Source organism: Kitasatospora sp. NBC_01539, assembly GCF_045040525.1.
Taxonomy (GTDB): Bacteria; Actinomycetota; Actinomycetes; order Streptomycetales; family Streptomycetaceae; genus Kitasatospora.
The window spans coordinates 1958679-1972899 of record NZ_CP109390.1; the positions used below are offsets into that span (position 1 = coordinate 1958679).

General features: G+C 73.3%; 12 protein-coding genes. 5 read left to right on the plus strand and 7 right to left on the minus strand.

Going from position 1 to position 14221, the window contains the following annotated elements; translation table 11 throughout:
* Nucleotides 1-119: 119 nt before the first annotated feature.
* Nucleotides 120-2339 (plus strand): ATP-binding protein, encoded by a 2220-nt coding sequence (locus tag OG335_RS08355; protein ID WP_405010396.1) that lies wholly within the window; start codon nucleotides 120-122, stop codon nucleotides 2337-2339.
* A gap of 58 nt (nucleotides 2340-2397) precedes the next feature.
* On the opposite strand, the gene rpsD is transcribed toward OG335_RS08355, so the two are convergent.
* Both rpsD and OG335_RS08365 read right to left on the minus strand, forming a co-directional pair.
* Nucleotides 2398-3012: a 30S ribosomal protein S4 gene (rpsD, locus tag OG335_RS08360; RefSeq protein ID WP_405010397.1), complete on the minus strand. Its 615-nt coding sequence runs from the start codon at nucleotides 3010-3012 to the stop codon at nucleotides 2398-2400.
* 312 nt (nucleotides 3013-3324) lie between these two features.
* Complete coding sequence (locus OG335_RS08365; RefSeq protein ID WP_405010398.1) at nucleotides 3325-4674, minus strand: replication-associated recombination protein A; 1350 nt, start codon at nucleotides 4672-4674, stop codon at nucleotides 3325-3327.
* Nucleotides 4675-4777: 103 nt separating this feature from the next.
* Between OG335_RS08365 and OG335_RS08370 the strand changes: the two genes are divergently transcribed.
* Nucleotides 4778-5278 (plus strand): VOC family protein, encoded by a 501-nt coding sequence (locus OG335_RS08370; RefSeq protein WP_405010399.1) that lies wholly within the window; start codon nucleotides 4778-4780, stop codon nucleotides 5276-5278.
* Nucleotides 5279-5294: 16 nt separating this feature from the next.
* Here OG335_RS08370 and ppk2 read toward each other — a convergent pair whose 3' ends face one another.
* Nucleotides 5295-6104, minus strand: a complete 810-nt coding sequence (ppk2, locus tag OG335_RS08375; protein WP_405010400.1) for a polyphosphate kinase 2 — start codon at nucleotides 6102-6104, stop codon at nucleotides 5295-5297.
* A 188-nt stretch (nucleotides 6105-6292) separates the two neighbouring features.
* On the opposite strand from ppk2, the gene OG335_RS08380 reads away from it, so the two are divergent.
* Nucleotides 6293-7267, plus strand: coding sequence for a LysR family transcriptional regulator (locus tag OG335_RS08380; RefSeq protein ID WP_405010401.1), 975 nt, complete (start codon nucleotides 6293-6295; stop codon nucleotides 7265-7267).
* On the opposite strand, the gene OG335_RS08385 is transcribed toward OG335_RS08380, so the two are convergent.
* The 4 genes from OG335_RS08385 to OG335_RS08400 all read right to left on the minus strand — a co-directional run bounded on the left by OG335_RS08385 (nucleotide 7240) and on the right by OG335_RS08400 (nucleotide 11638).
* Entirely contained in the window at nucleotides 7240-7752 is a 513-nt protein-coding gene (locus OG335_RS08385; RefSeq protein ID WP_405010402.1) for a GNAT family N-acetyltransferase, read from the minus strand. The two genes, OG335_RS08380 and OG335_RS08385, sit on opposite strands and share 28 nt — an antisense overlap.
* A gap of 99 nt (nucleotides 7753-7851) precedes the next feature.
* A complete protein-coding gene (aspS, locus tag OG335_RS08390) occupies nucleotides 7852-9651 on the minus strand; it encodes an aspartate--tRNA ligase (RefSeq protein WP_405010403.1) in 1800 nt (599 codons plus the stop codon).
* Entirely contained in the window at nucleotides 9648-10910 is a 1263-nt protein-coding gene (gene hisS, locus OG335_RS08395) for a histidine--tRNA ligase (protein ID WP_405010404.1), read from the minus strand. Before hisS ends, aspS begins: the two co-directional genes overlap by 4 nt.
* Before the next feature lie 11 nt (nucleotides 10911-10921).
* Entirely contained in the window at nucleotides 10922-11638 is a 717-nt protein-coding gene (locus tag OG335_RS08400; protein ID WP_405010405.1) for an MBL fold metallo-hydrolase, read from the minus strand.
* A gap of 222 nt (nucleotides 11639-11860) precedes the next feature.
* On the opposite strand from OG335_RS08400, the gene OG335_RS08405 reads away from it, so the two are divergent.
* Nucleotides 11861-12658, plus strand: coding sequence for a peptidylprolyl isomerase (locus OG335_RS08405; RefSeq protein WP_405010406.1), 798 nt, complete (start codon nucleotides 11861-11863; stop codon nucleotides 12656-12658).
* A gap of 257 nt (nucleotides 12659-12915) precedes the next feature.
* Nucleotides 12916-14145 (plus strand): DUF349 domain-containing protein, encoded by a 1230-nt coding sequence (locus OG335_RS08410; RefSeq protein ID WP_405010407.1) that lies wholly within the window; start codon nucleotides 12916-12918, stop codon nucleotides 14143-14145.
* Nucleotides 14146-14221 lie beyond the last annotated feature (76 nt).

The following is a 14221-nucleotide window of genomic DNA, read 5'->3' on the forward strand; positions in this document are numbered from 1 at the left end:
GACCGGATAAGGCCCGCGCCGGGCGGCGGCGCGCGTGACCTACCGGCCGGTCACCTCGTTGGGCGGGGAGGCGGGCACCGGCCCGTGCGGCATGTTCCGGCGACGACAGGGGGCTTCGGGTGTCCAGCGAACCGGGGCCGGGCGTCGGCCCGGCGCGGCCGACGGGCGGGCGGCTGCCTGCGGAGGTGACGTGCTTCGTCGGCCGTCACGCCGAACTCTCCTCCCTGGCGCGGATGCTGCGCACGTCACGGCTGGTCACGGTGACCGGGCCGGGCGGGGTCGGCAAGTCGCGGCTGGCGCTGCGCGCCGCGGCGGCGGCGGCGGACGGTCCCACGGGCGGCGGGGCTTTCCCGCACGGCGCGCGGTTCGCCGAGGTCGGCACCGTCCAGGATCCGCTGCTGCTGGGCCACGCCGTGCTGGAGGCGCTGGCGCTCACCGACTCGACGGCGCGCCCCCCGCTGGACGTCCTGGTGGAGCAGCTCGCCGACCGCCGGATGCTGCTCGTCCTCGACGGCTGCGAGCACCTGGTCGACGCCTGCGCCGACCTCGTCGACACCCTGCTGCGGGGGGCTCCGGGTCTGCGGGTGCTGGCCACGAGCCGGCAGTCGCTGCGGGTGGACGGCGAGTACCTGATGCCGCTGGCCCCGCTGCCGGTCGAGGCGGCGGAGGGCCACCGGCCGGACGCGGTGCGGCTTTTCGCGGCGCGCGCGGCGGCGGTGGTGCCCGGCTTCGAGCTGACCGCGGCGAACTCCGCCGACGTGACGGTGCTCTGCCGCCGTCTGGACGGCATCCCGCTGGCCGTGGAGCTGGCGGCCGGCCGGCTGCGGACGCTGTCGGTCGAGCAGATCGGCGTGCGCCTGGACGACCGGTTCCGGCTGCTCACCGGGGGCGCCCGGACGGCGCCGCCGCGCCACCAGACGCTCCGGACGACGATCGGCTGGAGCCACGAACTCTGCACGCCGCAGGAACGTTTGCTCTGGGCCCGGCTCTCCGTGTTCGCCGGGGGCTTCGACCTGGAGGCCGCCGAGTACGTCTGCGCGGGCGAGGGCATCGACCCGGAGTCGGTGCTGGAGCTGATCGGGGAGCTCGTCGACAAGTCGGTGCTGCTGCGCGTCGAGGGCGGCGACGCCGTGCGCTTCCGGATGCTCGACACCCTGCGCGAGTACGGCGCGCGGTGGCTGCACTCCGCCGGCGAGGACCAGCGGCTGCTGCGCCGCCACCGCGACTGGTACCTGGGCGTCGCCACCTGGGGCGAGGTCGAGTGGTTCGGTCCCCGGCAGGCCGAGACGGCCGAGCGCACCCGGCTCGCCCACCCCAACCTGCGGGCGGCGCTGGAGTTCTGCCTCGCCGAGCCGGGCGAGGAGCAGCTCGCCCTGGTGCTCGCGGGCACGCTCTGGTTCTACTGGGTCGGCTCCGGCCACCTCGGCGAGGGGCGGCACTGGCTCGACCGGGCGCTGGCGCTCGCGCCGGAGGCGACCGCGGCCCGCGCGAAGGCCCTCTGGGTGACCGGGTACATGGCCACCCTCCAGGGCGACCTGATGCGGGCCGAGCCCGCGCTGGAGGAGTGCCGCCGCCAGGCGCTGGAGACCGGCGACGACCGGGCGCTCGCGTACGCGGTGCACCGGCAGGGCTGCGCGGCACTGATCGGCGACGACCCGGTGCGGGCCGCGGAGCTCTTCGAGGAGGCGCTCTGGCATTACAACGCGCTGGGCGAGCTGAACAGCAACGTGCTGATGGCGATGTTCGAGCTGGGTCTGGCGCAGTTGTTCCAGGGCGACGCGGACGGCGGCGCGGCCTGGATCGACCGGGTGCGGGAGATCTGCGAGGAGCACGGCGAGCAGTGGGCGTACGCCTACGGGCTGTACGCCCACGCGCACGTCCTCTGGACGACGGGCGACCTGCGGCAGGCGCGGGCCTACGCGCGCGAGTGCGTGCGGCTCAACCACCGGTTCCGGGACCTGCTGGGCGTGGTGCTGGGGATGGAGCTGCTGGCGGTGCTGGAGACGGAGGGCCCGGAGGCGGACCTGCGGGAGGCGCGGGTGCTGCAGGGCGCGGCGCACCGGATGTGGCTGGGGGTGGGCCGGCCGTTCTTCGGCTCCCGGAGCTTCACGGGGCCGCACCGGGAGGGCGAGCGGCGGGCCCGGTCGGGGCTGACGGAGGACGAGTTCGCGGAGGCGTTCGTGCGCGGCGCGGGCCTCGACCTCGACGCGGCGGTGCGGCGGGCGCTCGGCGGCGGGGGCCCGGCGGAGGCGGCGGCGGGTCCGGAGGGGCTGCCGCCGGACCCGTGCCCGGCGCTGCCGTCCCCCGTGTCGGCGGGCTGGGGCCCGGAGAAGGGGTGAGCCCCCGCAGCCGGTGGGGCTGCGGGGGCTCGGGTGGTGCAGTGGTACCGCTCGCGGGTCAGCGCGAGTAGTACTCGACGACGAGCTGCTCGTCGCAGATCACGGGGACCTCGCGACGCTGCGGCGTGCGGTCCAGACGGAAGGCCAGGGCCTTCAGGTTGACCTCGAGGTACTTCGGGGTCTGGCCCTCGCCGGCGTTGCCGCCCTCACGAGCCACCTGGAAGGGGACCTTCTCCTTCGACTTCTCCTTGACCGTCACGACGTAGCCCGGCTTCATCTGGAACGACGGCTTGTTGACCTTGCCGCCGTTGACCTCGATGTGGCCGTGCACGACCATCTGACGGGCCTGGTAGATGGTGCGGGCGATGCCCGAACGCATGACCAGGGCGTCCAGACGGACCTCCAGCTCGGCGATGAGCGCCTCACCGGTCTTGCCCTCGACCTTCTTGGCGCGGTCGAAGGCGCGGGCCATCTGCTTCTCGCTCAGGTCGTACTGGGCGCGCAGACGCTGCTTCTCGGTCAGACGGACCTTGTAGTCAGAGTTCTGCTTGCGGCCACGGCCGTGCTGGCCGGGCGGGTACGGGCGGGCCTCGAAGTACTTGACGGACTTCGGGGTCAGCGGGATGCCCAGGGCGCGAGCGATCTTGACCTTGGGGCGCTTCTGGTTCGCCATGGAACCATTACCTCTTTCGGTGTGCGAATACGGCTTCACCAGGTGTTGACGGAGGCCGCTCGTCGCGACCCGGAGAATAACCACCGGGGTGGTCAGCCGCTCTCCGAGCCGGGCACTGTGTGCTTGCACACGAGTGGCCCACCGACCGCGGGGGTGGTGGGCTGCCCGCGACACCGGAACCGGTGCGCGACGCTCCTGGAGGACCCCCGGAGGGGTGCCTCATGGCCGGTGCCCCGCTGGTGCGGACGGTCGGTGGGCTCTCACCCGCCGCCGTGCCCGGGACATGGCACTCCGGACGAGTATACCGCCCGATCAGTCGCCCCTGAGCCGGGCCCGGGTCCACTCCACGGTGTCCGCGTAGCGGGCCTCGCCGCCGCGCCGGGTGGGCCTGTAGTACTCCCGGCCGTGCACGGTGTCCGGTGCGTACTGCTGGGCGGCGATGCCCTCGGGGAGGTCGTGCGGGTACTGGTAGCCCTGGCCGTGGCCGAGCTTGCCCGCGCCGCCGTAGTGGGCGTCGCGCAGGTGCGGGGGGACGCCGCCGGCCAGGCCCTGCCGGACGTCGGCGAGCGCCGCGTCGATCGCCAGGTAGGCCGCGTTGGACTTGGGCGCGAGGGCCAGCGCGATGGCGGCCTCCGCCAGGATGATCCGGGCCTCGGGGAAGCCGATCATGGCCACGGCCTGCGCGGCGGCGACCGCGGTGGCGAGGGCGGTCTGGTCGGCCAGGCCGACGTCCTCGCTCGCGGAGATCATCAGCCGCCGGGCGATGAACCGCGGGTCCTCCCCCGCCTCGATCATCCGGGCGAGGTAGTGCAGCGTGGCGTCGACGTCGCTGCCGCGGATCGACTTGATCAGGGCGCTGGCGACGTCGTAGTGCTGGTCGCCGTCCTTGTCGTAGCGGACGGCCGCCTGGTCGACGGCGGTCTCGGTGGTGGCCGGGGTGATCTCCCGGTGCCCCTGCTCCAGCGCCGCACCGGCGGCGGCCTCCAGGATCGTCAGGGCCCGCCGGGCGTCTCCCCCGGCCAGCCGCACGAGGTGGTCCTCGGCCTCCGGGGTGAGGCCGACGGCGCCCTGCAGGCCGCGGTCGTCGACGACGGCGCGGCGCAGCAGGGAGCGCAGGTCGTCGTCGGTGAGCGACTCCAGGGTGAGCAGCAGGGAGCGGGAGAGCAGCGGGGAGATCACCGAGAAGTACGGGTTCTCGGTGGTGGCGGCGATGAGGGTGACCCAGCGGTTCTCCACGGCGGGCAGCAGGGAGTCCTGCTGGGCCTTGGAGAAGCGGTGGATCTCGTCGAGGAAGAGCACCGTCTCGCGGCCGCTCATGCCGACGGCGCGGCGGGCGCCCTCGATGACCGCGCGGACCTCCTTGACGCCGGCCGTGATGGCGGAGAGTTCGACGAAGCGGCCCTCCACGGCCTGGCTGATGACGTGCGCCAGGGTGGTCTTGCCGGTGCCGGGCGGGCCCCAGAGGATGACCGAGCTGGTGGCGGCGGGCCCCTTGGCGCCGGCGACGAGGCGGCGCAGCGGTGAGCCGTCGCGCAGGAGGCGGCGCTGCCCGGCGACCTCGTCCAGGGTGCGGGGGCGCATCCGTACGGCGAGCGGGGCCCGGCCGGGCTCCCTGGCCTGGCGTTCCTCGGCTGCGGCGGTGAAGAGGTCCGGTTCGTCCACGGGCGCAAGGGTATGCGAGCGGACGGACACCGGGGCCGGATAGTTCTAATTTGAACCTTCCGCGTACGCTGGACGCCTGCCCGCCCCTACGAGGAGTACCGCCATGCCCGTCCGCCGTCTCAACCACGCGGTGCTCTGGATCCGCGACGTCGACCGCTCGGTCGCGTTCTACGCCGACGCGCTCGGTTTCCGGGTCGACCACGTGATCCCGGGCCGGGCGGCGTTCCTGTCCGCGCCCGGCAGCAGCAACGACCACGACCTCGGGCTGTTCGCGGTCGGCGCCGACGCGCCCGGCCCCGAGCAGGGCCGGATCGGTCTCTACCACCTGGCCTGGGAGGTCGGCACGCTCGGCGAGCTCGCCGGGATAGGCGCCCGGCTGGTCGAGCTCGACTCCCTGGTCGGCTCCACCGACCACCTGGTGTCGAAGTCGTACTACGCCAAGGACCCGGACGGCAACGAGTTCGAGCTGATGTGGCGGGTGCCGCGGGCCGACTGGCCCGGCCCGGAGGCGGGCCTGCGCCCCGGCCCGCTCGACCTGCAGGCCGCGATCGACCGCTGGGGCCCGGACCTCGCCACCGGCGCGGCCGCCGGCTCCGCGACCTGACGGGCGGCGCCGCGGGTCACAGGCCCGCGGCGTGGTCCGGCACGTACCTCTGCAGGTCGCGCGGCGGCCGCCGGTAGCCGCTGGACGGCGGGCGCGGCGGCAGCTCCACCCGGGGCGGCTCGATCGCGAGGTACGGCACGGTGGACAGCAGGTGGGCGATCATGTTGATCCGGGCGCGCCGCTTGTCGTCGCTCTCCACGACGTGCCAGGGCGATTCGGGTGTGTCCGTGTGGGTGAACATCGCGTCCTTGGCGCGGGAGTAGTCCTCCCAGCGGGTGATCGACTCGACGTCCATCGGCGAGAGCTTCCACCGGCGCATCGGATCGGCCAGCCGCGCCCGGAAGCGCTCCTCCTGCTCGGTGTCGCTCACCGAGAACCAGTACTTGCGGAGCAGGATGCCCGCCTCGGACAGCATGCGTTCGAAGAGCGGTGCCTGGTGCAGGAACTGCAGGTACTCCTCGTCGGTGCAGAAGCCCATCACCCGCTCGACCCCGGCGCGGTTGTACCAGCTGCGGTCGAACAGCACGATCTCGCCCGCGGCCGGGAGCTGCTCGACGTAGCGCTGGAAGTACCACTGGCCGCGCTGGCGCTCGGTCGGCGCGGGCAGGGCCGCGATCCGGGCGATCCGGGGGTTGAGGTACTCGGTGACCCGCTTGATGGCCCCGCCCTTGCCGGCGGCGTCCCGGCCCTCGAACACCACCACCAGCCGGACGCCCTCGACCCGCACCCACTCCTGGAGGCGGACGAGTTCGTGCTGGAGCCGCAGCAGCTCGCGCTCGTACGGCTTCTTCGCGAGCCGTTCGTGCCGGGGTGCGGGTCTGACCACGGGTGCCCTCCGATCGCCGACGAGCCCTCACGCTACGGCCGATCGGCGCCGCCCGCAGGACCGCCGGGCGGGCCACGGGGGACGGCACCGGCACTCCCCTGTGCTGCCGGTACCGCTCCCCCGTGAGTGATCGACTCTTCCGCAGCCCCGCCCTCCGGGTCCAATTCCGCGATCCATACCCTTTCTGCATGGACATCGACACCCGGCTGCTGCGCTACTTCACGATGGTGGTGGAGGAGGGCCAGCTGACCGCCGCGGCATCGCGGCTGTCGCTCTCCCAGCCGACGCTGACCAAGCGCATCCGGCAGTTGGAGGCCGAGCTGGGCGTCCGGCTGTTCGACCGCTCCCGGGCCGGCATGGCGCCGACCGCCGCCGGGCGGGAGCTCGCCGGCCGCGCGCCCGCGCTGCTCGCCGACGTGTCGACGGCGCTGCGGGCCGTCCGGGGCGCCGCGACCGCCGACCCCGGCACCCTCCACGTCGGGTTCGAGGGCGGCACCATCAACCTCGTCGGCCGGGCGACGGTGGAGGAGTTCGCCCGCCGGATGCCCGGCTGGCAGGTGCGGCTGCGGGAGTACCGGTGGTTCGACTCCGCGGGCGGCCTGGACTCCGGCGAGCTCGACCTCGCCCTCTGGCACGCCCCTCCGCACGTCGGCGACCGGACGCCGGACGGCCGCTACGGCTGCGCGCCGCTGGGCCTGGACGAGCGCTGGGCGGTGCTGCCGGCCGGCCACCGGTTCGCGGACCGCGCGGAGCTCGACATCGCGGAGCTGCTGGACGAGGAGGTCGTGGCCGTCCCCGCCGCGGCCGGGCTCTGGCGCGACCACTGGCTCGGCACCGACGGACGGCAGGGCGCGCCGGTGCGGATCGGCTTGGTGGCGCACAGCACGGACGAGTGGCTCGCCGCCGTCGCCTGCGGGCAGGGCATCGGCTTCGCCCCGGCCTCGCTGAGCGGGCTGGCGGGGCGTTCCGACGTCGTCTTCCGGCCGGTCCGCGGCCTCGGGCCCAGCCGGGCCGGACTCTACTGGCGGGCCGACCGGCCGCTCGGTCCGGCGGCCGCGGCGTTCGTGCGCAGCTGCCGGGAGACGGTGGCGGCCGACGGGCGGGTGCGGGCCCCGGAACGCCGGGGCCCGGGGGCTCAGATGGCGTCGAAGGGCGCGGCGTAGCGACAGAGCCCGCGCGGCACGCCCTCGTAGCCGGTCAGCGGCAGGACCATGAAGCACTCGTCCGGGACGTCGTACGGGCCGGTGACCTCGTGGCGGGAGGCGGGGGTGAAGCCGAAGCGGCCGTAGTACGCCGGGTCGCCGAGGACGACGACCAGCCGCTCGCCGGACCGTTCGGCGGCGGCGAGCGCGGCCCGGACGACCTGGGCGCCGATGCCCTTGCCCTGCCATTCGGGGGCGACGGCGACCGGCGCGAGCGCGAGCGCCCAGCCGTCGCCGACCTGGAGGCGTGTCAGGAGTGCGTGGGCGAGGACGAGTTCGCGCCCGTCGTCCTCGACGGCGACGACGGAGAGCTCGGGCAGCCAGGACGGGTCGCGGCGGAGCGAGTCCACCAGGTCCGCCTCGTCGGGCCCGGGGAACGCCGCCATGTGGACCCGCCTGGTGGCCGGGGCATCCGACGGCAGCTCGATTCTTGTACGCACGGCCATGGTTGAGGGTGACCCTTCTGTCGTCGCACGCCGTTGTGGGACCGGCCCCGGACGGTGCGGGTGCACCGTCCGGGGCCGTGAAAGGTTAGCCGACCGGGGTCAGGCCTTGGGCTCGGTCTCCGACTTCGCCTCGGACTTCGGCTTGGCGTCCACGCCGGCCTCGCGGCGCTGCGCCGGGGTGATCGGCGTGGGGGCGCCGGTCAGCGGGTCCCCGCCGGTGGAGGTCTTCGGGAAGGCGATGACGTCCCGGATGGTGTCGTACCCGCCGAGCAGCGTCACGACGCGGTCCAGGCCGAAGGCGACACCGCCGTGCGGCGGCGGGCCGTAGTTGAACGCGTCCAGGAGGAAGCCGAACTGCGACTGCGCCTCCTCCTCGGAGAGGCCGATCGCGTCGAACGCCCGCTTCTGCACGTCGCGCTGGTGGATACGGATCGAACCGCCGCCCAGCTCCGAGCCGTTGAGCACGAGGTCGTACGCGTTGGAGAGCGCGGCGCCCGGGTCGGTGTCGAAGGTCGCGAGCGACTCCGCGGTGGGCGCGGTGAACGGGTGGTGCACCGCGTGCCAGCCCTGGAACTCGCCCTTGTCGTCCTCGATCGGCTCGAACATCGGGAAGTCGACGACCCAGAGGAACGCCCACGCCGACGTGTCGATCAGGTCGCAGCGGCGGCCGATCTCCAGGCGGGCGGCGCCGAGCAGCTCCTGCGAGGGGACCTTCTTGCCGGCCGCGAAGAACACCGCGTCGCCCGGCTTGGCGCCGGCCGCGGCGGCGAGACCCGCCAGGTGCTCCTCGGAGAGGTTCTTGGCGACCGGGCCGCGCAGCTCGCCGGTCTCGGCGTCCACGAGGACGTACGCGAGACCGCGGGCGCCGCGCGCCTTGGCCCAGTCCTGCCAGGCGTCGAGCTGCTTGCGCGGCTGCGAGGCGCCGCCGGGCATGACGACCGCGCCGACGTAGGGCGCCTGGAACACGCGGAACGCGGTGCCCTCGAAGTACTGGGTGAGGTCGGTCAGCTCCTGGCCGAAGCGGACGTCCGGCTTGTCCGAGCCGTAGCGGGACATCGCGTCCGCGTAGGTCATGCGCGGCAGCGGGTTCGGGACCTCGTAGCCGTGCACCTCGCGCCAGATCGAGCCGATGACCTTCTCGCCGAGGGCGAGGATGTCCTCCTGGTCGACGAACGAGGCCTCGATGTCGAGCTGGGTGAACTCCGGCTGCCGGTCGGCGCGGAAGTCCTCGTCGCGGAAGCAGCGGGCGATCTGGTAGTAGCGCTCCATGCCGGCGACCATGAGCAGCTGCTTGAAGAGCTGCGGCGACTGCGGCAGGGCGTACCAGGAGCCCGGCTGCAGGCGGACGGGCACGAGGAAGTCGCGGGCGCCCTCGGGGGTGGAGCGGGTGAGGTACGGCGTCTCGATGTCGAGGTAGTCGTTCTCCTCCATCACCCGGCGGATGATGTTGCTGACCTTGGAGCGCAGGCGCAGTGCGCGGGCCGGGCCCTCGCGGCGGAGGTCCAGGTAGCGGTAGCGCAGGCGCACCTCCTCGTTGACCGTGCCGGGCTCGTACTCGGCGATCGGGAACGGCACGGGGGCGGCCTCGGAGAGCACGTCGATCGCGCTCACGACGACCTCGACGGCGCCGGTGGCGATGTCGGGGTTCTCGTTGCCCTCGGGGCGGACGCGGATGTCGCCGGTGACCTTGACGCAGTACTCGGCGCGCAGCTCGTGGACTGATTCGCCGGCGGCGTCGAGGGTGTCGCGGACGACGATCTGCACGGTGCCGGAGGCGTCGCGCAGGTCGATGAAGGCCACACCGCCGTGGTCGCGGCGGCGGGCGACCCAGCCGGCCAGGGTGACGGTCGTTCCGGCGTGCTCCGCGCGGAGCGTGCCCGCGTCGTGCGTGCGGATCACAGCTGCTTCTCCTTCAGGGTGGATACGAGTGCTTCCAGGGCGACGGGGACCTGCTCGCCGGTGGTCATGTCCTTGAGCTGGACGACCCCGGCGGCGAGATCTCGGTCCCCGGCGACCAGGGCGAAGCGGGCGCCCGAGCGGTCGGCGGACTTCATGGCGTTCTTGATCCCCTTCACCCCGAAGGCGAGGTCGGTGGCGACGCCGGCCCGGCGCAGCTCGACCACCTTGGTGAAGAGCACGTTCTTGGCCTCCTCGCCGAGCGCGACGGCGTAGACGGAGGTCGCGGCGGGCAGGTCGAGGACGATGCCCTCGGCCTCCATCGCCAGGTAGGTGCGGTCCACTCCGAGGGCCCAGCCGACGGAGGGCAGCGCCGGGCCGCCGATCATCTCGGAGAGGCCGTCGTAGCGGCCGCCGCCGCCGACCGCGGACTGCGCGCCGAGGCCGTTGTGCACGAACTCGAAGGTGGTGCGGGTGTAGTAGTCGAGGCCGCGGACGAGCTTGGGGTCGTCGGTGAAGGCCACGCCGGCGGCGGTCAGCAGCGAGCGGACGGCCTCGTCGTACGCCTTGCAGTCCTCGCAGAGGAAGTCGCGCAGCTTGGGCGCGTCGGTGAGCTGGGCCTGCACGGACTCGCGCTTGTCGTCGAGGACGCGCAGCGGGTTGATCCCCGCGCGGCGGCGGGTGTCCTCGTCGAGGTCGAGGCCGTCCAGGAACTCGACCAGGGCGGCGCGGTAGACCGGGCGGCACTGCTTGTCGCCGAGGCTGTTGAGCAGCAGCGTGTAGTCGCTCAGGCCGAGCGAGCGGAAGGCGTCGTCGGCCAGGATGATCAGTTCGGCGTCCAGCGCCGGGTCCTCGGCACCGATCGCCTCGGCGCCGACCTGCGCGAACTGGCGGTAGCGGCCGGCCTGCGGACGCTCGTAGCGGTAGTAGGCGCCGGAGTACCAGAGCTTGACCGGCAGGTTGCCCAGCTTGTGCAGGTTGGCCTGGAGGGCGGCGCGCAGGACCGAGGCGGTGCCCTCGGGGCGCAGCGCGAGTTCCTCCCTGCCGCGCTGGGTGAGGGAGAACATCTCCTTGGTGACGATGTCGGTGGACTCGCCGACACCGCGGGAGAAGAGCTTCACGTCCTCGAAGACCGGGGTCTCGATGTAGCCGTAGCCGGCCCGGCGGGCGGGCGCGGAGAGCCGCTCGCGGATCGCCAGGAAGGTGGCGGAGCTGGGCGGCAGCAGGTCGTAGGTGCCCTTGGGGGCGGAGAAGGTGCTCAACGTCTCTTCCGTCACATTCCTCGTCGCGGGGCGGCTGCGCTCCCGGCGGGGCCGGCGCCCACCGCCGCCTGCTGGAGGTAGGGGTTGGTGGCGCGCTCACGGCCGATGGTGGTCTGGGATCCGTGGCCGGAGAGGACCACGGTGGCGTCGTCGAGGGGCAGGCACACCCTGGCCAGCGAATCCATGATCGCCGTGCTGTCGCCGCCGGGGAGGTCCGTGCGCCCGATGGAGCCGGCGAACAGCAGGTCGCCCGAGAACAGCACCGGCGGGATGTCGTCGGCGGAGGGCGTCCGGAAGGTCACCGACCCCCTGGTATGGCCGGGCGCGTGGTCGACGGTGAGCCGCAGGCCGGCCAGTTCCAGGAGGGCGCCGTCCGTCAGCTCGCGGACGTCGTCCGGCTCGCCGACGGTGATGGAGCCCATGATCTGCTGCCCGAGCGCACGGCCGAGGCCGCGGGCCGGGTCGGCCATCATGTAGCGGTCCTCGGGGTGGATCCAGGCCGGTACGCCCTGCGCGCCGCAGACCGGCACGACCGAGGCGATGTGGTCGATGTGGCCGTGGGTGAGCAGCACGGCGACGGGCTTCAGCCGGTGCTCGCGGATCAGGTCCTCGACGCCCTGCGCGGCCTCGTGGCCGGGGTCGACGATGACGCACTCCTCGCCGGCGGCCGGAGCGACGAGGTAGCAGTTGGTGCCCCAGGCTCCGGCGGGAAATCCGGCGACGAACACGTGATTCCTTCGGTCGGTTCAGGAGGCGGGGCCCGTGATGTCACCGCCTGGTCACACCGCAGCCTACCGGCGCCACGGCACCGGGAGCGAACCAGATAGCACGGCCGCGACACCGTTTGATCTCGTACTTACGCACGGGGTCCTTACACTTGGCCGCCTGCGGATGCGATGATCCGCACCGGAACACACCAACCCGCGCATCAGCAGTAGGAGACACGGCCGGTGGTCAGCAGCGAACAGCGGCGGCGGCAGCTCGCCCGCGAGAAGTACGAGCGGCAGATTGAGCGCCGCGAGGCGTCCCGGAAGGCGCGCAAGCGCCGCAACGCGATCGTCGGTGCCGCGGTCGCGGTCGTCGTGGTCGCGGGCGTCGGCCTCTGGACGGGCGGCGCGTTCGACTCCGACCCGAAGAAGGCCGACACGGCTTCGCCGCAGGCCAGCGCCACCCCGGCGGCGGCTCCGGTGAAGGGCTGCACGGCGCCCGCCGCGGGCGCGCCGAGCGGCAAGCAGTTCAAGGCCGAGCCGGCGATGTCGATCGACACCAAGGCCGCCTACACGATGGCGCTGGACACCAGCTGCGGCAAGGTCACGATCGCGCTGGACGCCGCCAAGGCGCCGCACACCGTGAACTCCTTCGCCTTCCTGTCCGGTGAGAAGTACTTCGACCACACCAAGTGCCACCGCCTCACCACCGAGGGCATCTTCGTGCTCCAGTGCGGCGACCCGACGGGCTCCGGTTCCGGCGGCCCGGGCTACCAGTTCGCGGACGAGAACCTGACCGGGGCCACGTACCCCGCGGGCACCGTCGCGATGGCCAACGCGGGTGCGGGCACGAACGGCAGCCAGTTCTTCCTGGTCTACAAGGACACCCAGCTGCCGCCGAACTACACGCCGTTCGGCAAGGTGACGGCCGGCCTCGACGTCGTCCAGAACATCGCGGCCGGCGGTGTGCAGGGTGGCGGCGGCGACGGCGCCCCGGTGGCCGACATCGTCCTCAACTCGGTGACGACGACCAAGGGTTGACCGACCCTTTCCGTGACCCGGGCCGCCGACCGCGGCCCGGGCCGCGGCGCCGCCGGGAAATCACCCTCGCCGGATGCGGACAGCACCGATACTGGTCGCCTATGTTGCTGTTGTATAGGGTGCCCTGACCGTCGGCCGTCACCCTCGGCAACGTACGGCGGCAGAACGGCGGGCTCCATCGGTCCGCCGCACAATCATCTGTGGACGACGTCCCGGCCCGCCGCGGCGGGTGCGGGACGTCATGTGGAGGAGGCGCTGTGAGCAGCGACCCGTGGGGCCGTGTCGACGAGCAGGGGACCGTCTACGTGAGGACGGCGGAGGGCGAACGCGTCGTCGGTTCCTGGCAGGCGGGCTCGCCCGAGGAGGCCCTCGCCTACTTCGAGCGCAAGTACCAGGGCCTGGAGGCCGAGATCGGCCTCCTGGAGCACCGCGTCCGGAAGACCGACCTGGCCGCCAAGGAGGCCCAGGTCGCACTGGACCACCTGAAGGCCCAGGTGACGGAGGCGCACGCGGTCGGCGACCTGGCCGCGCTCGACAAGCGCCTCGAAACCCTGAGCGGGGAGATCGAGACCCGCCAGACCGAGCGCCGGGCCGCCCGCGCGAAGGCGCAGGAGGAGACCAGGTCCGCGAAGGAGGCGCTGGTCACCGAGGCCGAGCAGCTCGCCGAGTCGACCCAGTGGCGGGAGGCCGGGGACCGGCTGCGCGCGCTGGTCGACACCTGGAAGGGCCTGCCGCGGCTGGACCGCAAGAGCGACGACGAGCTGTGGCACCGGTTCTCGCACGCCCGCTCGGTGTTCTCCAAGCACCGCAAGTCGCACTTCGCTGCGCTCGACAGCGAGCGTGAGCACGCGCGGGCGGCCAAGGAGAAGCTCGTCGCCGAGGCGGAGGCGCTGTCCGGCTCCACCGAGTGGGGCGACACCGCGGCCGCGTACCGCGACCTCATGACGCAGTGGAAGTCCGCCGGGCGTGCCCAGCGGGACGCCGAGGAGGAGCTGTGGGCGCGGTTCCGCGGCGCCCAGGACGTCTTCTTCCAGGCGCGTTCCGCCGCGTTCAGCGAGCGTGACGCCGAGCAGGGCGAGAACCAGAAGCTCAAGGAGGCGCTCCTCGTCGAGGCCGAGGCGATCCTCCCGATCACCGACCTCAGGGCGGCCAAGGCCGCGCTGCGGGACGTGAACGAGCGGTGGGAGGCCGTCGGCCACGTGCCGCGGACCTCGCGCGGCGGGCTCGACGCCCGGCTGAACACCGTCGAGCGGGCGGTCCGCGAGGCGGAGGAGGCCGAGTGGCAGCGCACCAACCCGGAGGCCAAGGCCCGCGCGGCCGGCATGACGGGGCTGCTGCAGCAGGCCGTCGACCGCCTGGAGGGTGACCTCGCGAAGGCGCGGGCGGCCGGTAACGCGAACCGCGTCGCCAAGCTGGAGGCCGAGCTGGCGGGCCGTCAGTCGCTGCTCGACCAGGCGCAGAAGAGCCTGGAGGAGTTCGGCGGCTGACGCCTCTCCCCCCGGTACGCACGGAAGGGCCCCCTCGGTGAGGGGGCCCTTCCGCGTGCTCCGGCCGCCGCCTACT